Here is a 24,473-nt window from a genome sequence, read left to right on the forward strand (position 1 = left end):
TAACCATATATCCAAAGGGCACAGGTCTAAGAGACCCGTGGAAATGATGGAATTGTTAGGATTAAAGCACAGACCGTTATTTAGGGATAATTATTTATTTCTGGTACTGGAATATATTGAAATGAAAACACCTGATAATCCAAATAGTAGTAGGCAAAATAATTGCAGATATCAAAATTTGAAATTAAAGATAATATTGCTACCCCTATATTAGTCAGCAAAAGCCTGGTCAAAAGAACTCAACTTTGTTAGTTGGAATGATAAGGAACCAAAATGTGATTTTTAAGAAGTGCTTATGACAAAATTTACGGACGTCCCTGGGATGTTTTGATATTTTCTGTAAATAATAAAAAATTGCTACAATAACAGGTTTAAAAATAAACGGGAGAGATAATATGGGATTGAGAATGAGAAAAAGTTTTTCTGTTGGCAAAGGTTAGAGTCAATATAGGAATACCTGGTACAGGCATCTCTTACGTGGACGCATCTACGGGAAAATGTGAATTCAGTAGCGCCTAATGAAATCTACTGCAGATAAAAAAACATCAACAGCAGTTCCAACATTCTCGATAAATTTAACAAAAATAGCTGATTATGATTTAATACAGGCTTATGTTTGTAGCGGGTCTAATAGAGAAATAATCAAAGGCCAAAATTAAACACTTGTGCAAAATGATTATATGGTGTATAATAAGAATATAGTTTGTAATTTCAAGATATTCAGAAATATATTTAATTTTCGGATTCACGTCATATTAGAGATTATAAGCACACACTACGTGTAATCTGTAATATCATGTGAATTTTTTTCATGAAATAACAGAAACAGAATAAAAGGAGGTACCTCAATATGAATGGTACAGTAAAATGGTTTAACGCAGAAAAAGGTTTTGGATTTATTACAACAGAAAATGGTGAAGATGTTTTTGCTCACTTTTCACAGATTCAGTCTGATGGATACAAGTCATTAGACGAAGGTGATAGAGTAAGCTTTAATGTTGCAAAAGGCCCTCGTGGCGATCAAGCTGAAAATATAGTAAAGCTGTAATAATATATAGTAAAGCTATAACCAATCTAAATATTGTAATTTAAAAAATAAAACATTTTTAAAAATGTTTTATTTTTTTTTTAAAAAAAGGAGGAAACAATTATGAATATTTTTATAAATTTGACAATTATACTGTTATTAAATATATTAGGGTCTTGTTTAAAAAATCTAAAGACAGTTTTTCTGTCGCAAAATGCAATCAAACCTGTTTATATAACAACTTTTATAGATTCATTCAATTGTATTTTTTTATGCTTTTAAAATCACTACCACTTCATCTGGAATTGCTTTTGTTTCGGTGTTTGCACTTGGTAAGTTGATAGGTGTGTTTTTAGGGAATAAAATAGAAAACAAATTAGCTTATGGGCTTCTTGAAGTCGATGTGTATAAACATAAAGAACAAGGAAAGGCACTGGCTGATGAGCTACGTAATCAGGGATACTCAGTAACAACAACAGTTGGTTATGGGGTTAATGGTCTCGAAAGATTGATGCTTAAAATAATATTGCCTCGTAATTGTTTTTCTGATTTACATGAAATATTGAAAACAGATGGTAATGTGAATATGTCAATTAAAACTATTTCACAAATATACGGAAAAGTTGGTATAATAAACTAAAATCAGCCTTAAGGTACTAGTAGTTCGCCATGAACTGGCTAACGCATTAAACATGGAGAGAATTATGGATTATCAGTTAAAGCTGGTGAAATTTTCAGGGAATTTCTCTGACATGATGCTTGCGTACTCCTTTTTAATCTGGGTATATATATAATTGAGAAAGTTTTTTAAAAAAAACAATAATAATTCAAATACTGTAAATAATAAAAGAAGTGCCATTGATGTATTAAATGAAAGATATGCAAAAGGCGAAATAGATGAGGACGAATATAAGAGAAGAAAACAGATACTCAAAGATTAATGCCTAAGGAGGGACTATGAATAGATATTGGGGTGGCGGTTTAAACGATATGATGAATTTTGGGAGTCATGCTGCTGGATGGTTTATTGCATTTGAAATGATAAAATTATTAATAATAGTTGCATTAGTAATTTTTATAGCTAAAATGTTTATAAAAAATTCCAAAAATAATGTTGATTCAACTCCAAATACAAGCAGAGCAATTGAAATATTAAAGGAAAGATACGCTTCTGGGGAAATAACAGAAGAGGAATATAAAATCAAATTGAATAAACTGAGGGAGTGAAATATAATCACTACCCTCCCTTTATCATAAGCCTTATATAATTTTTCGATGCCTTGATTGCACCTGTTGCAATTCTAAACACATTGCTAGGTCCGTATTTTTTGAGCATATCGGTATTGCTGTTTATAAACAGATTAACATAAAGATAAGTTATCATCAGCTGATAGTAGTAGCTTCTGATGCTTATTTTTGATGGCCTTATTATCATCTGCCCAAAGCTCCATTTTTCGTAGTCATCGGCTTTATAAAGGAGTCTGTCTTTATACTCTTCATACAAAGGTAATCCGGGAAATGGGGTAAGGGGGTTTATGGTTGTTATCTGAGGCTTTAGTTTTTTGATATATTTTCTGAAATTGACAAAGTCTTCTTTGTCCCAATCTGGGTGCGCCATAAAGGAAGCCCACACATCTATATTGAGGCTTTTCAACAGTTTGGATGCCTTCAGATTGGAGAGGGTACTTATATTTTTATTATAGATTTCAAGTTCTTCGTCTTTAAAGGTTTCGTAGCCTATAAGTATGGCTTTTAATCCAAGGCTGGCAAATTCGCCGAGCAGGTCCTGATTTTCGAGGACTCCTTTTACTGAGCCATAGATTATATAGTTCTTTTTTAAATCAAGTTCTCTTATTATCTCAAGAAATCCTTCTAATTTTTGCCTGCTTGCCAAAAAATCATTATCTATAAACATAATGGTATCTTCTTCAATGTTTTCAAGGTCGGGGATGGTTATGTCTTTATCTATTTCGACTTCTTTATAGCCCTCGATTCTCCATCTGAGGCAGAAGCTGCACCTGTTTTCGCATCCCAGTCCATATTCCATTATTGCTGCAGGGCGATATCCAAAATAAGAATAGTAGGATCTGTATTTTTTTGTGCTCTTTCTGTCTGGCAGCAGGTATTGATTTTTGCCTTTTGGAAAAACGTCTTTGAATGCATTTTGTCTTTGATAGACTCCTTCTATGTTTTTTTCCATCTTCAGGAATTTCAAAAGATTATCCTCTGTAGTATAGTTAAATACATAATCTATACATGGATGAAAGAAGCTCTCTGGTGAGAGCAGCGCCTGGGTTCCGCCTGTAAAGGTAATGATTTTTTCGTCACATTTTTTGATTTTTTCGCACAGGTCTATTACCTTCAGCACGTCTATGCAAAGGCTTGTTATTCCAATCATATCTGGCTTAAAATCACTAATTTTATCCTCTATGGACATTTTTTCAATCATCATATCAAATATCTCTACGGTGTGATTTTTCGTAAAAACGCCATAGATCATTTCTAATCCTAGTGGCTCGGAAAACATGAAGTTGCTTACGGTTATTGCCTGTTTTATCCTGGGCGGTCTGACTAATAGTATTTTCATATGCTTCTCCCTAAAATATATTTGGCGTTATTCTTCTTTTTATCTGCTCTCTATAATAGAGGTTTACAAACATATTAAATATATACCTGAATGGGGTCTTTAAAATTTCTCTTCGCAGTATATTCCTTTTCAAGATGGATTTAATGGTGAAGAGGTCTCCATAAAGTTCCCAATATGCTTTTGTCAATTCTTCTGGCGTCATGTTTTTGGGTTTGTAAACGGCGCTTGTTCCGTCATATGAATAGATATCATTATTTACAAGTCTGCCTGATGCTTTTATCTGATCAAAAAACCTGGTTCCTGGAAAGGGCGTCAAAATATAGAAGCGTGGTACTGAAATTTTGTTTTTTTCAATAAAGTCCTTTGTTTTTTTGATTGATTCTAAAGTATCTCCTTCTCCGCCAACTACCATCTCTGTGGAGACATCTATTCCGTGGTTTCTGATATTTTGAATAAGCTTGTCGTATTCATCTGGCCTTGCCCATGCCTTATCCATGGAAAGAAGGCTTTCTCTTGAAGTGCTCTCTAACCCAAAGCTTAGGGTCTGACAGCCACTTTCATAAAGCTTGCGAAGAAGCTGATCGTCTTTTCCGATGGTGATTTCACACTGGCTCATCCAGTTGATTTTGAGCTTTATAAAGGTATCTAAAAGCTTGTTAAGATAGACTCTGTCTGAAAATATATTGTCGTCTAAGAGGAGGATTTTTTTGTAGCCAAGTGATTTGATTTGCTCAATATCTCTGATAACTTCATCGAGTGGCCTTTTAATGTACCTTCCTTTATAAAGGCATGAAACGGAACAGAAGCTGCATGAGTTGGGGCATCCTCTTCCGGCCTGAACTGGAAGGAAATCTCCAATGTTTTTGCCTTTCAGAAGGTCAAATCTTGGCAGAGGCGTCGAAAAATAACCGTTTGGAAGGGGCTTCTCGTAAGTTTTTTTGAGTTCTCCGCTTATAAAGTCAAGCAGAAGATCCTGCCATACGAGCTCTGCATCTCCAACAACAAGGCTGTCGCAGTACTTTACGGCTTCGCTTGGCATGATGCTTGCCATGTACCCTCCCATGATTACGGTTTTTCCTCTTTTTCGAAACTCTTTTGCTATATCTATGGATCTGATTATTCCGTGGCCCATCGTGCTGACTCCGATAAGGTCTGCATCTGTGTCAAATGGCACGTCTTCTATTACCTCATAGATCAGCTCAACTTCCCAGTCATCTGGCGTAAGTGCAGCGAGCAGTGGCAGGGATAATCCGACAAAATAAAGTTTTTTCTTTTTTACTACATTTCCGTCTTTCTGATATGGACTTGGTTGTATAAGCAGTAGTTTTTTCATATTAACCTCTTATTATTTTCTTTAAATATTGAAGACTGACTTTCTGGCTTCCCTTAAGCATTTTGATATTTTCTTTAAGGCCATATTTTTTTAAGAGTCTTATCGAATTTTTGGGCCTCATGACTACTTTGTAATAGCCCTTCAAAATTTCGATGTAAAACTGCCTTACGCTCATATGAGAAGGTTTAAGAATTACGTGAGCCATATCAAACATGGTATATTCCTGTCTTGGAACCAAAAGATGCTTTTCGTAGTCTTTGAATATATCGGTTCCCGGGATAGGGGTCAGGGGCTGAAGATTTACAAAGGTAACCTTCATAGCTGTCAGCCATTTCGCGAGATCTCTAAAATCTTTTTTGGTAAAATCCATGGGAAGAATCATCGTTGCGTATAACTCAATATCTAATTCTCTTAGAATTTGGATGCAGCTTTCGTTTATATCGACGGTGGTTTTTTTGTTGTAGGTTTTGAGATCTTCTTTCCTTATGGATTCTATACCCACGATTACCGCTCTGAGTCCTACTTGTTTAAGTTCGGCGAGGAGCTCTCTGTTTTCAGCAACAAAATCTGCACGACCATATACAAGATAGTTTTTCTCTATTTTCTTTTCCTTTAACAGGGCAATGAATTTTCTCAGTCTGTCTTCTCCAAATAGAAAATCGTCATCCACTATGTAAATTTCTTTCTCTTTTATTTTAGAAATTTCATCTACCACGTCTTCTATATCTCTTGTAAAATATTTGCCACCTGTGATTTCTTTGCAAAAGCAGAAGCTGCAGTCATAAGGACAGCCATAAGACGTCTTTATGAGAGAACAGGGGTTGTGGAACATGTAGTAGTAGTTTTTTCTGTATCTTTCTACCGCCTGCCTGTCAGGGTGATTGTAGTTATATTCAAAAGGCTTTTTTTCGATCAGCGAGATTGCTTCTTTTATTTGATTTTTATCAAGAATTTTTAAAATTCCGTCCAAGGTAGAATTAAAACCGTCTATGCCGTTTTTTCTGTATATAAAATCTATGTTGCTGTCTAAAAAATCATCTCCAACTACCTCTGCGTGAACTCCTCCAACGGCTGTAAAAATGTTTGGGTTAAACGATTTGACTTCTTTTGCCAGGTTTTTTACAGTTTCCACATGAGTAATGTATGCGGTAAATGCAACGAAATCAGGGTTTTCTTCTTTAAGCATATCTTTAAAAGATTTTGTTTCGAGAATGAAATCGTATATTTTTATATCAACATCACTTTTCAAGTTTTCAGGGATATTGGAAACCAGGTATTCAAGTTCCAAGGGTTCGCATATCATTACATGCTGAAGGCCTATAGTCTCTTTGTCTGGCCTTGGTCTTATCAGTAAAACCTTCATTTTTCCACCTTTCATATTTACACTTTTTTCAGAGAGTAAACCGCGATTGTCGGCATGTATGGCTTTATTTTTATTACTTCTCTTTTTTCGATTTGAAACAGGCCATCAATTAGTTTTTTAAAATCCTTGTCACTTGGATAAGAGGCAGGGCCTGTAGTAAGTTTTACAAACAGCAATATTATCTTATCAAACCAGTTGTTTCCACTGGCAAAGGCAAAAACAGCAAGTCCATCTTTTTCCAAAAGTGAGTGAATTTTTTTGATGATATCGCTTTGTGAAGGATAATAGGGAAGGGAGTGGGTGCAGGTTATAATATTGAACTTTCTCTCTATTTTATCCAGTTCTTGAACATCTAAGACATAATGCTTTATATCTTTGTTTTTTTTCTGGGATTCTTCTATCATTCCCTTGGAAAAATCCAGACCTGATCTTTGTAATCCTTTAACGCCTTGAAGCTCATACAGAAGTTCTCCAGTTCCGCAGCCTACGTCAAGCAGGCTCATTGCAGTTGATTCCTCAATGCTCAAGTAGCTTGATATTATGTGTTTTACTTTTGTTCTTGTTGGTCCCAGAGAATATTTTTGAACCCACAATTTACTGTAGTTTTTGGCCCAAAAATCCCAGATTTTTTTCTTCATAGTAATCCTCTTATCATTTTTCGTATTCTTTTAGATTTTAACAGCCTAAGGTGACCGATGTAAAATAAGGTATAAAAATACCATTTTGGAAGCTTTGATGGAATCACCAGATGGAGAAAATCGAATTTTGCAGGGTCTGTTGTTGTGAGGAGCTGTTTTTTGTTTTCATAGTCAAGAGTACCTTTTAGCGGAGTCATTATGGATAGGGTATAAACGCTTATATTAAGGGCTTCTATATATCTAAAAAGCCTCAAAAAATCTCCTGTATTATACTGTGGATCTACTATAAAAAGAGCAGTAAGCTCTATATTTTTTCTTTTTAATATTTCCGCAAGCCGTTTATAGATACTGGAGCTTTGCCCCTTATTATAGTCATTTAAAGTATCTGGATTTGGAGATTCAAATCCAACTATAACTTCATCAAGGCCGCAAGCTTTGAGCTCTGAGATCAGGTCTTCGTTTTCAACCAGGAAATCTGCTCTAAGGTATGCAATAAGGCTCTTTGCGCCGCCGCATTTTATAGGGGTTTTAGCGCCTGTTCCTGGGTCGCTGTATTTTTTGGAAGCTTTAATAAAGGAAAGGGCATCTTCTCTTGTGGTCAAAAAGCAATCGTCAATAAGCCATATGTACTCAGAATCTATATTATACACCTGACTCATCAGCTTGCCATAATCTGGTTTTATGTACTTGCCTTTGTTCAAAAGCCTGCAGTAACAAAAATTGCACTTATAGGGACAACCATGAGCTCCTTTTACAAGGGCCACTGATTTTTTGTCAATATATCTTGTTTTTTCTTTTATCAGATTGAAGAAACCCCTGCACGGAACTATATCCTCGCTGTTTTTAAGAAGGTCGTCTTCTCCTGTGGTCCAGGTTTTTGTATCTTTGTTGTAGATATCCATTCCTTTTGTAACCGTTTCTCCACCTAAAAAAATTTTGAAGGTTTCAAAGCCCTGAGAAAAATAGACAAAGTCAATGCCGCTCACTCTGAATGCTTGGCGGTTAATCTGTGCGTGGACTCCCGAGACCATGATTTTTGCAAGGGGGTATTTTCCTTTATAATCGTTTGCCCTTTTAATTATAAGATTTTCCGCCACATTATAGCCACTCAGGATGATGAGGTCAGGGATAATGCCGCCTGGTTTGTTCATTTTAAAGAGGGGATCTATTATATAGGACTCAATGCCTTCTTGTGACAACACTGTCTGTATGTAAATCAGCTCCAAAGGCTCGGTTATTATGGGGTCCAAAGCGGAAAAAAGCGTTTTTTCTCTTACTTTTTCTAAAAAAACTATCATGAGTTCACCTTGTATACCCTGTGTTTATTCGGATATCCTTTATATGAAAAATATGGAGTCAGTTTTTTGAGTGCCCATCCAAGTAAGGGGTTATTATGGTGAAGATACAAATACTTAGGTTCCTCAATGCATCCTATTTTAGACTTGGTTTCCTCTGATGTCTGTCCAAAATTTATAGTATCTGTGCCTCTTCTTATTCCTTCTTTCAGGATGAACTGCAGCATGTTGTAGTATATGTCATGATTTTTTACATCTTCTTCCTTAAATCCACAAAAAAGGAAAAGAAGCTCGTTTTTTCTTTCTAAAATCTGAACAAAAGCCAAAACCTCGTCCTTATGATCTTTAAATTCATACAAGTCTGCACTAAATTCTTTGAAGAATTCCAGTGGAAGAATCTCGAGTTTGTTTTCTGATCTGTCAAATACGTCTTTATAAAGATTGTAATGATTTGAGCTAAAATCCTTATTTTCAAGCCTTTTAATATTTAAATTCTTTCCCTTTTCCTGAGCGATTTTAATTCTTCTCCTGTAGCTGCTCCTGAGGGAGTTAAGGTATGTATCGTAGTCTGAAAACTGATTTTTGAATACGAAGCTAGAGAGGGTTTTTCCTCCATTGATGAACTTTTTATCACTGTTTAATATCAGGCTCAAACCACTTAAAGATTTTAGGATTTTAAGGGCCGGACTCATGTCTCCAAATATCCCTGGCATTGCTATTGAAACAGGCAGACCGACTATTCTTAAAGGAAGTGAAAATTTCAGCCCCTTTTTGAAATTAAACAGATTCAGGCGGTGAATATAAGTAACGATTACGGTGTCTTCTAATTTGTAATACATCTGTCCGCAGGGATTTATTCTTTCCAGCAGCAGAAGGAGCTTCTTGATGTCATCTTGTATCTGGCAGTTTTCAATATCTGCTATGCTCGAGTATTCCTTCATTTAAGCTCCTTTACATATGCCACATAGTTTTTTTCGACTCCATCTGCCCACTTGTAGCCAAAGTTGCCTGACATAATATTTTCTTTAAGAACCCAGCCGGATTCAAATGACTTGAACCTGCCCTTTGTTACATTGAAACAGTAGTCAAAAAGCGCGAGGATAGCTCCTTTTTTCTGTTCTTCTTTGATTATGCCCATCTCAACTATCTTAAACTTGGTAAGTTTCTTTTTCTTTATAAGAGTATTAATTACCGTTTTTAGACCGATAGTCTCTCGTTGATCCATGATTTGATGAAAGTCTGGATACCATAACATAAATCCAACTTCTTTTCCATCTCTTTCAACAAAGATGAGATTGTCTTTTTTCAAAAGCAGCTTAAAGTCTTTAAAAAGCTCAAGATCTTCTGCTTCCACCCTTTTGTAGTAGAAAGGATGATCTTTAAATGCATCATTGTTAATGCGTGTGTAGACTTTGGCCTCGTGCTCCATATTGTTGAAATCTGCAGGCCTTACCGTATATCTTTTGCTGATTCTTGCCCTGAGTCTTTCATCAAGCAGCGTAAATTCCTTTTCCATATTCTTATAAAAAGTTACCATGGGAATAGGCTGGAAATTGTACTCGTTAAAATAGCGGTGGATAAATTCATCGTTGTGAGCCATCCCAAAACTTTGGGGTTTGTCATATGAATCAGCCAAAAATCCCAGTCCGTAATTAACATGGATGTTTAATGAAGCGCATATCTTTTGGGTATTCCAGAGCTTGGAAATTTCAACCGCCTTACTGTATATTATATCAAATGCTTCTTTATTATATACTCTGGATTCAAAAAAACTTATCTGCAAATAATCTTCCATTCTAAGTGCCTTAGCAAGAATGCAACTCATTATGATTATTCCATCTTTTTTTACCATCAGCGGCAATATCTTTATAGACTGACTCATTACCGATGTTTCAAAGAGAATTCCTTTAAGGAGTCCAGATAATGAATCCCTTCTCAGTGGGTTATCAAGGTATTGTGACTTGTAAAACGTAAGTATTTCTATTTTTTCTTTCCTCGAATTTGCAATTATTAATTCCATAAGTTTACCTTCCTTTAAGTTCATTGAAACATAATGCCAAATAAGATGTCAAGATATTGTTTATTTTACAATGTAAGAACGCAAAGTCCGTTTTATTGGACACCTGATGTGATATGATTGAATTATTAGTTTACAAGAAGGAGGAAGACGATGAGAAATAAAGTTTTGCATGCGGTAATATGAAATTTGGAGTAAGAACACCAAGTCTTAGTAAGAGAGTAAAAGCAAGGACCAGCGTGAAAAGGCAAATTGTTCACAGAGCTGGAATAAAGATGCCAAGAGGATACGGCTGGATTAGAAATCCCGAAAAGTATGCATACAACAAAGTATATAACAAAACTTCAGTAGACATTTTATCACTTCTGAAAAAATTGTTTAAATAGATAGGGATGTGAATTCGGATTTTTCGTTTGAAAGATTAATAGTCCCAAAAAAGCTACCGGAGTTTTTCCAGTAGCTTTTTTTGCGATTATTTTTTAAGAGTTGTTGTATCTATCAGTACATTATTTACATCATATGCATTAACTACCAAGCTACTGTCACTTACAGTAACTGCAACAAACATCTGTGTACCGGGCTGCAAATCTATTAATTGCCAGTAACGTGATTTTGTTGGGTAAAACTTTGCGCCTCCAGAATTGGCAGTAATATAAACGGTTCCTTGTCCATTTTTGACTTTTGTTTTGTTTTTCATCGGATAAGTTCGCACATAATTGTGGTCATGACCCTGTAAAACAAGGTCTATCTTTAATTTATCAAAGACCGGTGTCAATTCATCTCTTATTGTAGAGGATTCGTGAACGGCGCCGTAAGGACCTCTGTGCAGGGCTACGATTTTCCACTGCTTATCTGTTTTAGCCATATCGGAACTCAGCCACTCGCCTTGTTTTTTAAGGTCGTATCGTTCAGATTCTGTATTCAGAACGGCTATATGTGCATTACCATAATCAAATGAATATACGGCTACAGGAAGTGATTCCGCGTCGATTTCTTTTGCAATATTAAATCTGTCAGTAAAATTTTTCATGTTTGAATTTGTTCCATTTTTATTCATCGCATCGTGATTTCCCACAGCCGGTACAATTGGAATATTGATAAGCTCAGGCTTTACAGCGTTTGCAAAGAGATCCCATTGCTTTATTTTTTGGCCATCGTCTACCATGTCTCCTGTGTGAACTAAGAATTTTGCATCCGGAAATTTTTCGAATGCTTTTATCAGAGTGTTTTTCCATAGTTTATAATCTTTTTCATCAGAACCCTGAGTGTCTGTTATTTGAATGAACGTAAATGGGTTCAATTTATTTTCTGCCGTTTTAAAGGTTCCTTGAGCGCTGATTATGTCAGGTTTATTAACAACACGATAAATATATGTTGTTCCTGGTTTTAGTTTACTCAAAGCCACTTTATGAATCATTCTGCTGTCTGTGTCAGTTTTTACTTTATAGCTTGTGGTCGTTACTTTGATAATGTTACTACTGTTAAAATTTTTGAATTCATTTTTTGGACAATACTGTATCATGCCTGTTTTATTTGATGGGGAAGTAATCCAAGTGAAATTACGATCGGTTGCAGGATCTTTGCCAAAATTATTGATAACACTAATGTCAGTGATTATCTGGGGTGGAGTTATTGGTGCAATGGCAGAAGCTGCAAATGCACCATCGCCTGTCGAAAAAGTAAATACCAGACAAAGGACCGCTATAAAACTGGTAAATATTTTCAATTGTTTTTTCATAATAGCCTCCTGAATCTATGGGTTAAATGTCTTATTTCATATATACATACTATTATATAATCAGATAATTGTATATGAGCAAAATTTATTAATAATATAAAAGTTTGTAACTACATATATGTAGGGTATATCTATGATATATGAAATTGTTATGAAAAGAGGAGATTGCCATATGAAAATATCAGTTATTGGAAGCATTAATATGGATATGACTGTTACAGCAGAGAGAATTCCATTAAAGGGTGAAACCTTGAGAGGGAGTGCTATTAATTATATACCGGGTGGAAAAGGGGCAAATCAGGCGGTATCTATGGCAAAACTGGGAGCCAGGGTGGAGATGTTTGGTTGCATTGGTGATGATGACTCAGGAATAAAGCTATTAGAGAATCTTAAATCAGTGGGGGTTGGGACGTCTTATATAAAGGTAATAAAAGGGGTTGCAACCGGAATTGCACTTATAACTATTGGTGAGAATGACAACACTATAGTAGTTGTACCAGGTGCCAATGCTATGGTGGACAAAACGTATGTTGATAATATAGCAGAGTCCTTGCTGGAATCAGATATTGTACTTTTGCAGCATGAGATCCCTGTTGAGACTGTTGAATATGTGATTGATTTATGTACAAAACATGGAGTAAAAGTCGTTCTAAATCCTGCTCCGGCATATCCGCTTAAAAAGGAAACTATTGAAAAAGTTACCTATCTGACACCGAATGAACATGAAGCGGTTATTTTATTTGGAAAAGAACTATCCATGGAAGAATTGTTAAAGAAATACCCTGAAAAGCTTATTATAACCTTGGGTTCTAAAGGGGTAACAACCTGTCTTGAAAGTGGAAAAGTATTACTTATTCCAGCTCGAAAAGCTGAAGTGGTAGACACTACTGGAGCTGGAGATACTTTAAATGGGGCATTTACACTACAAATAGCTAAGGGAGCAGATATAAAGTCGGCTTTGGAATATGCCAATGTAGCGGCCAGTCTCTCAACGGAGAAATTTGGGGCTCAAGGCGGCATGCCAACAGATGAGGAAGTAAGAAACGAAATGAAATAAAATAAAACAAAAAAAAGAAGGGTGGGTTACTGATGAAGATATCAGGGATACTGAACAGTGATATTTCAAGAGTATTATCTTATATGGGGCATACGGACACCATATGCATTGCAGATTGCGGTCTTCCGGTGCCAGATGGTGTGGAAAGAATAGATCTGGCTTTAAAGTTTGGGACCCCGACTTTTGTGGAAACATTAACAGAAGTTGCTAAGAACATGAAGGTAGAAAAAATTATATTGGCAGAAGAAATAAAGCTGGCTAATCCGGAAATTATTAAAGATGTAATAACTTTGTTTCCAAATCTTGAAATCAGTTTTGAACCACATGATGATTTAAAGAAACTCACAAAAGAGTGTAAAGCAGTTATTCGTACAGGTGAAAATACTCCATATGCCAATATTATTTTACAATCTGACTGCATTTTTTAGCAGATTTAGAAAGGAAGACTAAGATGCATATAGCTATGAAAGGAATCAATAAATCCTTTGGAGGAGTCCAAGTTCTTAACGATGCTGAATTTGAAATCACTGATGGAGAAGTTCACGCTCTTATGGGAGAAAACGGGGCAGGAAAATCCACTTTGATGAAGATTCTCACAGGAGTATATACAAGAGACTCAGGAACTGTAATTGTAGATGGGCGTGAGGTTAGATACAAAAGTCCTCAGGAGGCTGAAAAAGATGGAATAGTATTTATTTATCAGGAGTTGAATTCCTTAGAAGACTTGACTGTGGAAGCCAATGTGTTTTTAGGAAAAGAAATACGCAATTCATTTGGAGTATGTGACAAGAAAGCTATGGCAGAAAAAACAAGGGAAATACTTAATAAATTAGGTGTTAATATTGAGCCTTCTGAGGTGATGTCTGACTTATCGGTAGGACAGCAGCAGATGATAGAGATTGCCAAGGCTCTCATGGTAGATGCCAAGGTAATAATAATGGATGAACCTACAGCAGCGTTGACCCAGGGGGAGACTGTTATTCTCTTTGATGTAATTAAATCCTTGCGTGAAAAGGGCGTATCGATTGTATATATTTCTCACAGGATGGAAGAGATTTTTCAGTTGTGTGATCGCATTACCATACTTCGAGATGGTAATTATATAGGAACTGAAAAGATAACAGATATTGATATAAACGAAGTTGTAAAGATGATGATTGGCAGAGAAATAGGAGAAAGGTATCCAAAGAGAAATACTCCTATTGGGGAAGAAATATTGAAAGTGGAAGCTTTGACTAAGAAGGGCAAATTTGAGAATATAAGTTTTTCTGTAAGAAAAGGTGAGGTGCTTGGAATTTCTGGACTCATGGGGTCGGGCAGGACAGAAATAATGCAGGCGATTTTTGGAAATCTGCCTTTTGAAAGTGGAAAGATTGAGATTGAGGGAAAGCCGGCAATAATAAGTTCGCCTGAACATGCAATTCGTTATGGTATTGGATTTATAACAGAGGATAGAAAAGAAGAAGGACTCATGCTCGAGGAAAGTATTGAGAAAAATGTATCTCTTACGAATCTTGACAAGATATCTCGAAAAAATGTGGTAATAGAGAAGAAAAAAGAAGATGAACTTGTGGAAAGGGCTATCAAAGACCTTAATATCAAATGTTTTGGACCATCACATGAATGCAATAAATTAAGTGGTGGAAATCAGCAAAAGGTAGTATTTGCAAAATGGATTTATTCTAATCCCAAAATACTACTATTGGATGAACCGACAAGGGGTGTGGATGTAGGAGCAAAAAAAGAAATCTACACAATAATGAATGAACTTGCCAGTAAAGGCCTGGCCATTGTAATGGCATCTTCTGATTTACCCGAGATTTTGGGCATGAGTGATAGAATTATGGTCGTCAGAGAAGGTTTGATTCAAGGGATACTGGAGCAAAAAGAAGCGGATCAGGAAAAAATAATGATATTAGCAACTGGAGGTGTAATCTGATGGAAGAAAAAAACAGAAAAATAGTCAATTATATACAAGACTTTGGAGGTCTTATTGCATTGTTAATTCTGGTAATCGGAATAAGTATAGTAAGTTCGGATTTTCGTACTACAAACAACTTCCTTTCGTTGTTAAGACAATCCTCCATTAATGGCCTGATTGCATTTGGTATGACTGGAGTTATTTTGACAGGGGCCATTGATTTGTCAGTGGGTTCTGTACTGGCACTTACAACCGCGCTTTGTGCCGGGATGATTACACTTGGCATACCTGCAGGGTTGGCTATGATTCTGGCACTTATTTTGGGGACTATATTTGGTGGAGTAAGTGGGGTTTTGGTTGCAAAAGGCAGACTTCAGCCATTTATTGCGACTTTGATAACTATGACGATTTTTCGCGGATTCACCTTAATTTATACTAATGGAAGTCCAATATCTAACCTTGGGAATAGTTTTATCTTAAGGTTTTTTGGAAAAGGTCATATTTTTGGGATTCCAGTCCCGGTGTGGATACTGATTATTGTATTTTGTTTATTCTTTTTTATGTTAAACAAAACCACATTTGGGCGTCGTATATATGCTACAGGGAGCAACCCCAGAGCTGCCAAATTAGCTGGGGTCAATATTCAGAAAACACAAATAGCAGTTTATGCAATTTCAGGACTTATGGCCTCGCTTGCCGGTCTGATACTTTTGTCAAGACTTGGATCAGCTCAGCCAACCCTGGGAGTAGGATATGAATTAGATGCAATTGCCGCAGTTGCCCTTGGTGGTACCAGTATGAGTGGTGGGCGTGGAAGAATTTATGGGACCTTGATCGGTGTTTTAATAATTGCTGTCTTGAATAATGGACTCAACATCCTTGGTGTATCTTCATATTATCAGGATGTAATAAAAGGGCTTGTTATTCTTGCGGCAGTATTATCAGACCGAAAAAGATAAAACATCATTTTTTAATTTGTGGACAAAGGAGAAAAGTTATGAAAATGCAAAGAAAAAGAATTTTAGCGATTATTTTAGCATTAGTGACAGCAGTATCTATGAGTGCATGTAGTACCGAAGAACCAACCGGTGAAGAGGGAATGGAGGCAGGGAGTTCTATTGGATTTTCTGTATCTACTCTAAATAATCCATTTTTTGTAACTCTTGTAGATGGGGCCAAGGCAGCAGCTGCAGAAAACAATGTGGAGATTATAGTTTTAGATGCAGGGGATGATGCAGCAAAGCAAGCGAGTGACGTGGAAGATTTAATTTCTAAGAATATCGGTGTTTTAATCATTAACCCGGTTGACTCTGATGCAGCTGCACCGGCTGTTAACGATGCTATTGCAGCAGGTATCAAAGTGGTTGCAGTTGACCGAATAGTAAATGGGGTAGACGTAGACTCTTCAATTGCATCCGATAATATGGCAGGTGCAAAAATGGCAACTGAATATTTGGTAGAGCTTGTTGGAAAAGGATCGAAAGTAGCAGAGCTTCAAGGTGTTCCAGGGGCTTCAGCAACTATTGACAGAGGTGCAGGATTCCATGAAATCGCAGACGTGGATTTAGACGTTGTAGCAAGTCAGACAGCGAATTTTAACCGCGCTGAAGGCTTGAATGTAATGGAAAATATTTTACAGGCTTCAGGCGACATAAAAGGTGTCTTTGCACACAATGATGAAATGGCACTAGGAGCAGTAGAAGCGGCAAGTGCTTCTAATAAAGATATCAAGATTATAGGCTTTGATGCAACTGATGACGCAATAGCTGCGGTAAAAGAAGGCAAGTTGGCCGCAACAGTAGCTCAGCAACCAGATAAAATGGGTATGACTGCAGTTGAAACAGCTGTAAAGCTTATGGCTGGAGAAATGGTAGAAAAATCAATACCTGTAGAAGTTAAACTTATAAAAGAATAAATAATTTGTAATTCTGATTTCAGGATAAAGTAAAGTGGAGAATCTCGAGCCGAGACCTCCGCTTTATTTTGTTTTACTGTAACCTCAATCAAATGTAAATAAATCTGTTATCAATCCATAATTATTGGTATAATAAGATACGCAAAGATTATTATGAAAGGGTTGATTTAATATGGTAGAAAAAACAAATAAATTGAGAAAGATTTCGGGTACTTTGTCTCTTATCTTTGTAATCATACTCAGTCTACTTATAGCCTTTCCTCCTGACTTTGTTGAGAGGGTTGAAACATATCTTCTTGGAAGCAGTCATATAAATCTAATGGAAATTTCTGACAAAAAAACCGGAAGAGGATGGAGAAGCTTTGATTTGAGCGACATGGAAAAAGATGACTGGAGCAAAAATGTTGTATATGTTGATTTTCCTAATGACGAGGGAATAAGAGTATATCAACCGATAGTGGGAGAGAACCTTCACAAGGAGATAAGAGCATCAAGAAATATCCTAAAGACTTACTACATGCTCTCTGACGATTTTGACCCTGAGAGAAGCCTCTTCATATTTGTAGACAATCCGGGAGAGGACATTGAGATAAATTTTTCTAATTATGATGATTTTTCCAGGATACAGAATCTGGAAATTATTTTTATTGCAGTTATACTCGGGTTCATATGTGCATTTTTTATTATAAATCTCATACTGTACAAGTCTAATGGGGAAACTATCTATGTTTGGCATGCAATCTATGTAGCTATAATAATGGTCACTTTGTATTATTACTCTGGAATGAAGTTTTTTCTTACTGGAATGAGGACAAGTTACACTTTACTGAGCCTAATGAAAATCTTAACAGTGCTTTTTTCTCTTAATTTTACCTATAGATATCTTACATTTGGAAAAAAATCAGAAACGATAGAAAAAATTTATACGTTTGCTTCTTTTTTCTTTGTGATTATTTCTGTAATAATGGTTGTTTCCATGGACAGGAATATATCTATGGAACTAGAAACATTATTTATGGCAGCTTATATTCTAATCATAGTGAGTGCACTTGTTTTTTACTACAAGTATGATCATGTATCGATATATTACCTGGCAGGAACTCTTCTTCTGGAGTTTGGAGCTATATTAAATGGGGCATCTGATTTTAACTGGATTAAAAGCAGCGTCATTATAAGAATGTTCTTTTATCTTTCAATAGGACTGGAAGGGCTTCTTTTTACTATGGGTATAATTGAGAATGCTAAAATGCAAAAGATACTACATCAAGATCTTGAGGATAAGGTAGCAACAGATGCCCTTACTGGATTAAAAAACAGATATTACTGTGATACCCATATTAAGGATGAATTTTTTGGAAAAGATTCTGAAGAAAAGATAATCTCGATGCTAATTATTGATATAGATTATTTCAAGAATGTAAATGACAAATATGGTCATGATGTAGGAGATAGCGTTTTATCTGAAATGTCTGATATATTTGCTTCTTCGGTAAGAAGCAGTGATATTGTAATGAGATGGGGCGGGGAGGAGTTTGTTATCCTTCTTCCGGATGTAAGACTTTCTGATGCAAATTCAATTGCGAATAAGATAAATAAAAGAGTAAGAGCCAATGTTTTTAAGACGGTAAATAAGATTACAGTCAGTATAGGCGTTGCACAAAAACAAAGCAAAGAAAGCTTTGAATCCTTATTTAAGAGATGTGACAGTGCGCTTTATGTTGCAAAGGAAAACGGTAGAAATACGGTTGTAAGTTCGCGTGGGGTTTCGGATAAAGCTATCCCTCTTGCGCTGGAATGGTCGGAATCGCTTGAATGTGGGAATGAACTGATTGATATGCAGCACCGCAAAATGCATTCAATGATGAATGATTTGTTAGAGAACTATTTTGAGTATGGTTTGGATGACAAATTTGAGAAGAAGTTTAATGAGGCTATGAATTTTATTCAGGAGCATTTTAATGATGAAGAAAACCTGCTTCGAGAATGGGGATATCCCAAACTGGCAGAGCATAGTAAAATGCATGCAGAGCTTCTTGATCATACTGTTATTCTCAGAAAAAAAGTCGAGAAAAAAACCATGAGCGAAGGTGAACTCGTGTCATATGTAGTCAATGAAGTGGTTTTTGGACACCTTGTAAATGAGGATAGGGATTTTTACAAGTACGTTAAATAAGTTGACAAAAGGATTAGATGATGAAAAACAAAATTATATCAATATCGGTAGCTACAATAGTTGTTTTTGCCCTTATATGGAACTTTAGCGTCCTCAATGGCGAACAAATAGATTCGCTTTCAAGAAAGAACCGGTTGCTTGCAATGCAGGAACTTACATTTTTCAGTGACAGGATTCAGATGAAACTTAATACTAATATACAGTATGCAGATTTTTTTGCTGTGCTTCTTTCTAGAAATCCAGATCTTTCAAAAGAGGAACTTAAGGAATACGCTGATCTTTTTCTTGAGGAAAACGGTGTAATAAAAAATGTTGCATTTGCTCCAGACGGAATAGTTGAGACTGTATTTCCACTGGAAGGAAATGAGGCTGCTCTTGGACATGATCTATTTAATGACGTCAAAAGGAGCTCTTTTGTTAAGGATGCACTCGAAAACAGGAAATCCGTAACGCAAGGACCTGTTGAGGCTATGCAGGGCGGGCATATGGTTTTCAACAGAAAGGCAGTTTTCATAAATGACAATGGTACAGAGAAATTCTGGGGCCTCACTGTAATTACAATAGACTTTGAAGAGCTCGTAAGTGAAATTGAGATAACAAGCAAGAAAGATGGATATCTAATTGCTCTTAGAGCTCCCAAAACTGATGGTACAAATGATTTTTTATGGGGAAGCACGCAGATTTTTGAAAATAAATATATAAGCAAGATGATAAACCTTCCAGACCAGCAGTGGGAGCTGGCGATATATCCAGAAAAAGGCTGGACTTATGGAGCTGATACTTTGACAAGGGTAAATTGGCTTTTTATTGCACTTATTGTAGGGGCTTTTTACACTGTATACAGGCATGCACAAAATTATCAGGATAATGTGATGACATCTAGGAAAGATCCATTAACGGGAACGCTCAACAAGACTGCTTTTAGAGCATTTGCAAAAAAACAGCTATCTCACAAAGAGAAAAAACATGGGATATGTGTAATGGATTTTAATGGATTTAAAATGATAAATGATACCTACGGCCATCCAGTAGGTGATAAGGTTCTTATAGAAATAGCTCAAAGAATTCAGAGTGTTTTACGAGAAGCTGACAGGGTATCGAGGTTTGGTGGAGACGAATATATCGTTTTCTTGTCTGACATTGAAGGAGAAAATGATATAAAAAGCATATTGGAAAGAATATCTGATGTTATATCAGAACCTTTGGTATATGATGATATTAAAATAAATATAAGCATTGCCTGGGGATATGCACTATCCCCAGATGACTCAAATGCTTATGAGGAGCTTTATGAAACGGCAGACCGTAGAATGTATGAAAACAAATCGCGTTTAAAGGCGCTTTAGTATGGCCAGTCGATTATTCCGCCAAAGTCATAGACTTTAGTATATCCCATACTTATGAGCTCGGCTGCTGCCATCTGGCTGCGGTTTCCGCTTCGGCAGTATACCAGGATTTTCTGGTCTTTGTCTTTGAGGACGTCTTTTGCTTTGTCTCTGATTTCTGTATTAGGAATCAGAACCGCTCCTTCAATATGGCCGGTGTCAAATTCTTCCTGCGTTCTTACGTCAAGGATTATTATATCATCTTCTGTGTCCATAATTTCCTTGGCTTGTTCAGGGGTGAGTTTTATATAAGTTGAGCTTTCTGTTTCCGATGGAGCCTGTTCCTGTGATTCTGGTGATGAATCTGGATCGGATTCATTTGTAGCTTTGCATCCTGAGAGCATGAATACTGAAAGAAGTGCTATCAAAACAGTTATTATTATTTTTCTCATGTGAGTCTCCTTTTCTAAAACAATTAATATTATTTGATTTATACCCAATTTCATACGATTTTATGGGTATAAAATAAATATAAAACTTGAAGGGAGGTTTTGCAAATGTTTGAAAAAATTATAATTGCATCAGAGTTACCCAAAGATATGGAGGTTTTTATCAGATCTTTAGGTGACCTGAAGAGGATTGGTACAAGAGAATGTATTGTTTTACAATGCATCGAATCTGATGATATGATCAGTCAGCTCATACAGATGTTAAAAGAAGCTTACCAGGGAAACCTGGACCGCGAAATTGAAATACTTCAGGAGATGGGATTTGAAGCATCTGGAAGACTCATCGAGGGCGAATTGAAACATGTAGTCAATAGAATTGCAACTGAAGAGAACATGGAGCTGATAGTTGTCGGATCTCGAAATACCAATAAATTTGGTGACGCGATTTGGGGAGGTGCTGCGCATGAGGTAATTCATCGTCCCAGTAAGCCAGTACTGCAAATTAGAATCCATGACAAGAATGAGGTAGATAAAGATGCTCAGGAAAAAGAGGATCTTTTGAGCCACATTTTATTTCCAACAGATTTTTCAGATAATGCTGACATTGCATATGACTTATTGCTCAAGATGGCTAGCTTTGGTCTTAAAAAAATAACGCTTGCTCATGTTTGTGAAAGTGAAGATCAGATGAAAGAGGCAGAAGAAAAACTAATTTCTTTAAAATTAAAGCTGGAGCATGCAGGCGCAAAAGATGTAAGCTACAAATTATTAGAAGGCCATCCAACTAAATCACTCATAAATCTGATGGAGACAGATAAAATATCATTGGTGATCATGGGAAGCCAGGGAAGAGGCCGGATTGAAGGTGTTTTTCTTGGAAGCTTGAGCCACAATATTGCAAGGCATTCGGATGCATCGGTTCTGCTTGTTCCTTCCAGGTAATTGAATAAAATGACTTATATTTTGCTTAACAAATTAAAAGAGTCATATGGGCTCTTTTAATTTGTTTTTAAGAACGAGGTAAAGTATGAAACGCTGTAATTGGTGCAAAGATGATCCGCTTTATGTTAAATATCATGATGAAGAATGGGGTGTACCTGTTCACGATGACAGGACGCTGTTTGAATTTCTCTTGCTTGAAGGTGCTCAGGCCGGACTGAGCTGGATAACTATACTTAGAAAAAGAGAAGGCTACAAAAAGGCTTATGACGACTTTGACTTTCAGAAAGTTGCTGATTATGATGAAGAAAAAATAGACGAGCTTCTTTTGAATCCAGGTATTGTAAGAAATAAACTAAAAGTAAGATCGTCTATTAACAATGCAAGGTTATTTATGGATATACAAAAAGAGTTTGGTAGTTTTGACAGCTATATTTGGGGATTTACGGACAATCTCCAAGTTGAAAACAACTGGGATGATGTGTCTCAAATGCCTGCTACATCGGAGCTATCGGATAAAGTAAGTAAAGACCTCAAAAAGCGGGGCTTCAAGTTTACTGGCTCGACAATAATGTATTCATATCTTCAGGCGGTGGGGATAATAAATGATCACATGGTTTGGTGCGGCTTCAGATAATGGAGTCGTCGAGAATTGTGATGCTGGTTGAATCAAATTCTATAAGGTTTTCGCTGCGCATTCTGGCGAGCTCTCTGCTAAGGGAGGTCCTTTGCACTCCAAAGTTTTCAGCAAGGTCTTTTTTGGACATGCCAAGAAGGATTTTGCCAGTTCCCTGGAGTTTGGCCTGATAACTTAGATAGTCTGTGATTCTCTCACGTACGGTTTTTAGAGATATAGAATCGATTTTGTCTGTGAGTACAAGGGTCTTGTCTGATATAACGCTGAGGAGTTCTGTTATAAAATGGGTATTAAGTTTGCTGAGCTCGAGCACCAGCTCTTTTTTTATGTGCATTACCGTTGCAGGGGTCTCTGCTAAAACGGTCATGGGATAGGTATTCCTGCTTGAGAACATTAGATTTACTCCAAATATGTTTCCTTTGGAAAATACAGCTATTTTGAATGTATTTCCTTCTATATCGATTTTTTGAACTGATACCCTGCCCTCGAGTATTATATCCATGGTCGAACAAGCTTCGCCCTGGAGATTGATTACCTGTCCTTTGGAGTATTTGGTGATTTTATATTTTGGATATGTGAACAGATCTATTATCTGTTCTTTTTTTATTTCTCTAAATAAGTTTATGCTGATAAGCTGGGGTATATATTTTTCTATGTTTATAATAATTCACTCCTTATTAGTTACCCTGGTAACTTTCTAATTTTGATTCTTAGAGTATACTATAAGAAAACAGTAAATGAAAGGGGTTTTAGAAATGGATATTTTCACTAAGGTATTTTGGGCAATTACTCTGTTGTGGTTTGCAGGGTCTATGATTAAGGACAGAAAGAAAACACTGGATTCTGTAAAAATGTCTACAGGGATGATGAAAGGTATGGGGAGCGAAATTGTGGCCATATTGTTTCTTATAGGTCTGATACTCACATTCATACCGCCAGAGACAATTAAGCAATTTATGGGAGGCAGCAATGTTCTTTTGTCCACTGTGGTATTTGCATTTGTGGGGTCCATTACTTTGATACCAGCATTTGTAGCTTTTCCACTTGCTGGATCTTTAATGGATTCAGGAGCAAGCATAGTTCCTGTTGTGGCCTTTATTACTACTCTTACTATGGTAGGGGTGGTTACATTTCCTCTTGAGAAGAAGGAGTTTGGTGTGAAATTCACGATAACAAGAAATCTTCTCAGTTTTGCTTTTGCAATAATTATTGCGCTTGTTATGGGGGTGTTGATATGATAAGGATTAGACGTAAAATAAAAGATAATAAGATGCTGGCCTTTGTTTTTATGGCATATGTGCTGCTTTTCATATTTATGCCAGAAAAAGCTTCTGCATCCTTTGAAAACAGTATGTATTATGTTAAAGAAATGCTTATGATAATGCCTGTTATACTCCTGCTGACCTCTTTGATAAATGCATGGGTTCCAAGAAAGACAATAGAGAACAGTTTTGGGAAACAATCGGGAGCTAAAGGGGCGATACTGTCATTTCTGCTTGGAAGTTTTTCAGCTGGACCTATATATGCAGCTTTTCCTGTGTGCAAGATGCTGCTTGGAAAGGGCGCAAGTATTTCGAATATAGTTATTATTCTTAGTACTTGGGCAGTAGTAAAAATCCCCATGCTTATAAATGAGGCAAAATTTCTCAGCCCAAGGTTCATGGTTTTAAGATGGATACTGACAACTATATCAATATTTATAATTGGCTATTTGACGTCTTTAATTGTAAAAGAAAAGGATTTGCCAGCTTCTGAAAAAAGTGACTCAGAGGCCTTGGCAGAACTTTCAATTGATACTGATTATTGCATTGGTTGTGGCCTTTGCAACAAGATAGCTCCGGAAAATTTTGCCATGGCTGACAAAAAGGCTTATGTTATAGGCGATGAGATAAAAGCTAAGCAAAGAGATGCAGTAAAAAAAGCTTCAGAAAAATGTCCGGCATCGGTCATAAAATATTCAGATTTTTCACAAAATCTTCCAAAAAATCATAAAATGTAGTACAATTATACTATAGGGCGCACAGCGGGGATTTTATTTAGGATTTGTGAAAGAAAGGTA

Annotated in this window: 28 protein-coding genes; 18 read left to right on the forward strand and 10 right to left on the reverse strand. The window is 36.4% G+C overall.

The genetic code is table 11. From position 1 onward, the window contains the following. From G558_RS14215 to G558_RS0111395, 6 genes are all read left to right on the forward strand, one after another. A partial coding sequence (locus tag G558_RS14215) for a Fic family protein (RefSeq protein ID WP_330363859.1) occupies positions 1–214 on the forward strand: 214 nt, incomplete at its 5' end. A 304-nt stretch (positions 215–518) separates the two neighbouring features. Then, positions 519–659 carry a hypothetical protein gene (locus tag G558_RS14075; protein WP_156888565.1) on the forward strand — a complete coding sequence of 47 codons (141 nt, stop codon included), beginning with the start codon at positions 519–521 and terminating at the stop codon, positions 657–659. Between the two features lie 191 nt (positions 660–850). Then, positions 851–1,048, forward strand: a complete 198-nt coding sequence (locus G558_RS0111375) for a cold-shock protein (protein ID WP_028830243.1) — start codon at positions 851–853, stop codon at positions 1,046–1,048. A 298-nt stretch (positions 1,049–1,346) separates the two neighbouring features. Then, complete coding sequence (locus G558_RS13200; RefSeq protein ID WP_028830244.1) at positions 1,347–1,667, forward strand: hypothetical protein; 321 nt, start codon at positions 1,347–1,349, stop codon at positions 1,665–1,667. Between the two features lie 154 nt (positions 1,668–1,821). Continuing rightward, a complete protein-coding gene (locus G558_RS13895) occupies positions 1,822–1,968 on the forward strand; it encodes an SHOCT domain-containing protein (protein WP_084502896.1) in 147 nt (48 codons plus the stop codon). A gap of 16 nt (positions 1,969–1,984) precedes the next feature. Continuing rightward, positions 1,985–2,254, forward strand: a complete 270-nt coding sequence (locus G558_RS0111395; protein ID WP_036931944.1) for an SHOCT domain-containing protein — start codon at positions 1,985–1,987, stop codon at positions 2,252–2,254. 10 nt (positions 2,255–2,264) lie between these two features. Here the strand turns inward: G558_RS0111395 and G558_RS0111400 are convergent, their stop codons facing one another. The 7 genes from G558_RS0111400 to G558_RS0111430 are packed head-to-tail and all read right to left on the reverse strand — an operon-like array spanning position 2,265 to position 10,263. Further along, positions 2,265–3,614, reverse strand: a complete 1,350-nt coding sequence (locus tag G558_RS0111400) for a B12-binding domain-containing radical SAM protein (RefSeq protein ID WP_028830246.1) — start codon at positions 3,612–3,614, stop codon at positions 2,265–2,267. Between the two features lie 10 nt (positions 3,615–3,624). Continuing rightward, complete coding sequence (locus G558_RS0111405; protein ID WP_028830247.1) at positions 3,625–4,947, reverse strand: B12-binding domain-containing radical SAM protein; 1,323 nt, start codon at positions 4,945–4,947, stop codon at positions 3,625–3,627. 1 nt (position 4,948) lies between these two features. Then, on the reverse strand, positions 4,949–6,310 hold the full coding sequence (locus G558_RS0111410; RefSeq protein WP_028830248.1) for a B12-binding domain-containing radical SAM protein: 1,362 nt from the start codon (positions 6,308–6,310) through the stop codon (positions 4,949–4,951). 17 nt (positions 6,311–6,327) lie between these two features. Further along, positions 6,328–6,948: a class I SAM-dependent methyltransferase gene (locus tag G558_RS13205; protein WP_051188668.1), complete on the reverse strand. Its 621-nt coding sequence runs from the start codon at positions 6,946–6,948 to the stop codon at positions 6,328–6,330. Continuing rightward, positions 6,945–8,246 carry a B12-binding domain-containing radical SAM protein gene (locus G558_RS0111420; protein WP_028830249.1) on the reverse strand — a complete coding sequence of 434 codons (1,302 nt, stop codon included), beginning with the start codon at positions 8,244–8,246 and terminating at the stop codon, positions 6,945–6,947. The genes G558_RS13205 and G558_RS0111420 overlap by 4 nt, the downstream gene beginning before the upstream one ends. Further along, positions 8,243–9,184 (reverse strand): GNAT family N-acetyltransferase, encoded by a 942-nt coding sequence (locus tag G558_RS13210; protein ID WP_051188669.1) that lies wholly within the window; start codon positions 9,182–9,184, stop codon positions 8,243–8,245. Before G558_RS13210 ends, G558_RS0111420 begins: the two co-directional genes overlap by 4 nt. Beyond that, on the reverse strand, positions 9,181–10,263 hold the full coding sequence (locus G558_RS0111430) for a hypothetical protein (protein WP_028830250.1): 1,083 nt from the start codon (positions 10,261–10,263) through the stop codon (positions 9,181–9,183). Before G558_RS0111430 ends, G558_RS13210 begins: the two co-directional genes overlap by 4 nt. Before the next feature lie 179 nt (positions 10,264–10,442). Here G558_RS0111430 and G558_RS0111435 point away from each other — a divergent pair, with 179 nt between their 5' ends. Next, complete coding sequence (locus tag G558_RS0111435) at positions 10,443–10,646, forward strand: hypothetical protein (protein WP_028830251.1); 204 nt, start codon at positions 10,443–10,445, stop codon at positions 10,644–10,646. An 86-nt stretch (positions 10,647–10,732) separates the two neighbouring features. Here the strand turns inward: G558_RS0111435 and G558_RS0111440 are convergent, their stop codons facing one another. Then, complete coding sequence (locus tag G558_RS0111440; RefSeq protein WP_028830252.1) at positions 10,733–11,998, reverse strand: purple acid phosphatase family protein; 1,266 nt, start codon at positions 11,996–11,998, stop codon at positions 10,733–10,735. Between the two features lie 172 nt (positions 11,999–12,170). Between G558_RS0111440 and rbsK the strand changes: the two genes are divergently transcribed. The 7 genes from rbsK to G558_RS0111475 all read left to right on the forward strand — a co-directional run bounded on the left by rbsK (position 12,171) and on the right by G558_RS0111475 (position 20,410). Then, the gene (gene rbsK / locus G558_RS0111445) at positions 12,171–13,055 is read left to right on the forward strand and encodes a ribokinase (protein WP_028830253.1); all 885 of its coding nucleotides are present in this window, start codon (positions 12,171–12,173) and stop codon (positions 13,053–13,055) included. 32 nt (positions 13,056–13,087) lie between these two features. Next, positions 13,088–13,483, forward strand: coding sequence for a D-ribose pyranase (rbsD, locus tag G558_RS0111450; RefSeq protein ID WP_028830254.1), 396 nt, complete (start codon positions 13,088–13,090; stop codon positions 13,481–13,483). A 23-nt stretch (positions 13,484–13,506) separates the two neighbouring features. After that, positions 13,507–14,994 carry a sugar ABC transporter ATP-binding protein gene (locus G558_RS0111455; RefSeq protein ID WP_028830255.1) on the forward strand — a complete coding sequence of 496 codons (1,488 nt, stop codon included), beginning with the start codon at positions 13,507–13,509 and terminating at the stop codon, positions 14,992–14,994. Further along, positions 14,994–15,935: an ABC transporter permease subunit gene (locus G558_RS0111460; protein ID WP_028830256.1), complete on the forward strand. Its 942-nt coding sequence runs from the start codon at positions 14,994–14,996 to the stop codon at positions 15,933–15,935. Before G558_RS0111455 ends, G558_RS0111460 begins: the two co-directional genes overlap by 1 nt. A gap of 38 nt (positions 15,936–15,973) precedes the next feature. Then, a complete protein-coding gene (locus tag G558_RS0111465; protein WP_330363860.1) occupies positions 15,974–16,891 on the forward strand; it encodes a substrate-binding domain-containing protein in 918 nt (305 codons plus the stop codon). Between the two features lie 172 nt (positions 16,892–17,063). Continuing rightward, the gene (locus G558_RS0111470) at positions 17,064–19,064 is read left to right on the forward strand and encodes a diguanylate cyclase (protein ID WP_028830258.1); all 2,001 of its coding nucleotides are present in this window, start codon (positions 17,064–17,066) and stop codon (positions 19,062–19,064) included. Between the two features lie 20 nt (positions 19,065–19,084). Continuing rightward, positions 19,085–20,410, forward strand: coding sequence for a diguanylate cyclase domain-containing protein (locus G558_RS0111475; protein WP_169337728.1), 1,326 nt, complete (start codon positions 19,085–19,087; stop codon positions 20,408–20,410). On the opposite strand, the gene G558_RS0111480 is transcribed toward G558_RS0111475, so the two are convergent. After that, a complete protein-coding gene (locus G558_RS0111480; RefSeq protein ID WP_028830260.1) occupies positions 20,407–20,841 on the reverse strand; it encodes a rhodanese-like domain-containing protein in 435 nt (144 codons plus the stop codon). The two genes, G558_RS0111475 and G558_RS0111480, sit on opposite strands and share 4 nt — an antisense overlap. A 105-nt stretch (positions 20,842–20,946) precedes the next feature. Here G558_RS0111480 and G558_RS0111485 point away from each other — a divergent pair, with 105 nt between their 5' ends. Beyond that, a complete protein-coding gene (locus G558_RS0111485) occupies positions 20,947–21,780 on the forward strand; it encodes a universal stress protein (protein WP_028830261.1) in 834 nt (277 codons plus the stop codon). An 85-nt stretch (positions 21,781–21,865) separates the two neighbouring features. Then, on the forward strand, positions 21,866–22,414 hold the full coding sequence (locus tag G558_RS0111490) for a DNA-3-methyladenine glycosylase I (RefSeq protein WP_028830262.1): 549 nt from the start codon (positions 21,866–21,868) through the stop codon (positions 22,412–22,414). Here G558_RS0111490 and G558_RS0111495 read toward each other — a convergent pair. Further along, positions 22,407–23,081, reverse strand: a complete 675-nt coding sequence (locus G558_RS0111495; RefSeq protein ID WP_084502897.1) for a Crp/Fnr family transcriptional regulator — start codon at positions 23,079–23,081, stop codon at positions 22,407–22,409. The genes G558_RS0111490 and G558_RS0111495 overlap by 8 nt on opposite strands. A gap of 88 nt (positions 23,082–23,169) precedes the next feature. Between G558_RS0111495 and G558_RS0111500 the strand changes: the two genes are divergently transcribed. After that, entirely contained in the window at positions 23,170–23,652 is a 483-nt protein-coding gene (locus tag G558_RS0111500; RefSeq protein ID WP_028830264.1) for a permease, read from the forward strand. Beyond that, positions 23,649–24,413: a permease gene (locus G558_RS13215; RefSeq protein ID WP_036931947.1), complete on the forward strand. Its 765-nt coding sequence runs from the start codon at positions 23,649–23,651 to the stop codon at positions 24,411–24,413. Before G558_RS0111500 ends, G558_RS13215 begins: the two co-directional genes overlap by 4 nt. Positions 24,414–24,473 lie beyond the last annotated feature (60 nt).

The organism is Proteocatella sphenisci DSM 23131, from assembly GCF_000423525.1.
GTDB lineage: Bacteria > Bacillota > Clostridia > Peptostreptococcales > Filifactoraceae > Proteocatella > Proteocatella sphenisci.

Coding starts and splice junctions, on each gene's coding strand:
- G558_RS0111500 (WP_028830264.1), top strand. CDS start 23,170: ATGGATATTTTCACTAAGGTATTTTGGGCAATTACTCTGTTGTGGTTT.
- rbsD (WP_028830254.1), top strand. CDS start 13,088: ATGAAGATATCAGGGATACTGAACAGTGATATTTCAAGAGTATTATCT.
- G558_RS0111490 (WP_028830262.1), top strand. CDS start 21,866: ATGAAACGCTGTAATTGGTGCAAAGATGATCCGCTTTATGTTAAATAT.
- G558_RS0111470 (WP_028830258.1), top strand. CDS start 17,064: ATGGTAGAAAAAACAAATAAATTGAGAAAGATTTCGGGTACTTTGTCT.
- G558_RS13205 (WP_051188668.1), bottom strand. CDS start 6,948: ATGAAGAAAAAAATCTGGGATTTTTGGGCCAAAAACTACAGTAAATTG.
- G558_RS0111395 (WP_036931944.1), top strand. CDS start 1,985: ATGAATAGATATTGGGGTGGCGGTTTAAACGATATGATGAATTTTGGG.
- G558_RS0111400 (WP_028830246.1), bottom strand. CDS start 3,614: ATGAAAATACTATTAGTCAGACCGCCCAGGATAAAACAGGCAATAACC.
- G558_RS0111455 (WP_028830255.1), top strand. CDS start 13,507: ATGCATATAGCTATGAAAGGAATCAATAAATCCTTTGGAGGAGTCCAA.
- G558_RS0111440 (WP_028830252.1), bottom strand. CDS start 11,998: ATGAAAAAACAATTGAAAATATTTACCAGTTTTATAGCGGTCCTTTGT.
- G558_RS0111475 (WP_169337728.1), top strand. CDS start 19,085: ATGAAAAACAAAATTATATCAATATCGGTAGCTACAATAGTTGTTTTT.
- G558_RS13215 (WP_036931947.1), top strand. CDS start 23,649: ATGATAAGGATTAGACGTAAAATAAAAGATAATAAGATGCTGGCCTTT.
- G558_RS0111460 (WP_028830256.1), top strand. CDS start 14,994: ATGGAAGAAAAAAACAGAAAAATAGTCAATTATATACAAGACTTTGGA.
- rbsK (WP_028830253.1), top strand. CDS start 12,171: ATGAAAATATCAGTTATTGGAAGCATTAATATGGATATGACTGTTACA.
- G558_RS0111435 (WP_028830251.1), top strand. CDS start 10,443: ATGAAATTTGGAGTAAGAACACCAAGTCTTAGTAAGAGAGTAAAAGCA.
- G558_RS0111420 (WP_028830249.1), bottom strand. CDS start 8,246: ATGATAGTTTTTTTAGAAAAAGTAAGAGAAAAAACGCTTTTTTCCGCT.
- G558_RS13210 (WP_051188669.1), bottom strand. CDS start 9,184: ATGAAGGAATACTCGAGCATAGCAGATATTGAAAACTGCCAGATACAA.
- G558_RS14075 (WP_156888565.1), top strand. CDS start 519: ATGAAATCTACTGCAGATAAAAAAACATCAACAGCAGTTCCAACATTC.
- G558_RS0111485 (WP_028830261.1), top strand. CDS start 20,947: ATGTTTGAAAAAATTATAATTGCATCAGAGTTACCCAAAGATATGGAG.
- G558_RS0111430 (WP_028830250.1), bottom strand. CDS start 10,263: ATGGAATTAATAATTGCAAATTCGAGGAAAGAAAAAATAGAAATACTT.
- G558_RS0111480 (WP_028830260.1), bottom strand. CDS start 20,841: ATGAGAAAAATAATAATAACTGTTTTGATAGCACTTCTTTCAGTATTC.
- G558_RS0111405 (WP_028830247.1), bottom strand. CDS start 4,947: ATGAAAAAACTACTGCTTATACAACCAAGTCCATATCAGAAAGACGGA.
- G558_RS0111465 (WP_330363860.1), top strand. CDS start 15,974: ATGAAAATGCAAAGAAAAAGAATTTTAGCGATTATTTTAGCATTAGTG.
- G558_RS0111375 (WP_028830243.1), top strand. CDS start 851: ATGAATGGTACAGTAAAATGGTTTAACGCAGAAAAAGGTTTTGGATTT.
- G558_RS0111410 (WP_028830248.1), bottom strand. CDS start 6,310: ATGAAGGTTTTACTGATAAGACCAAGGCCAGACAAAGAGACTATAGGC.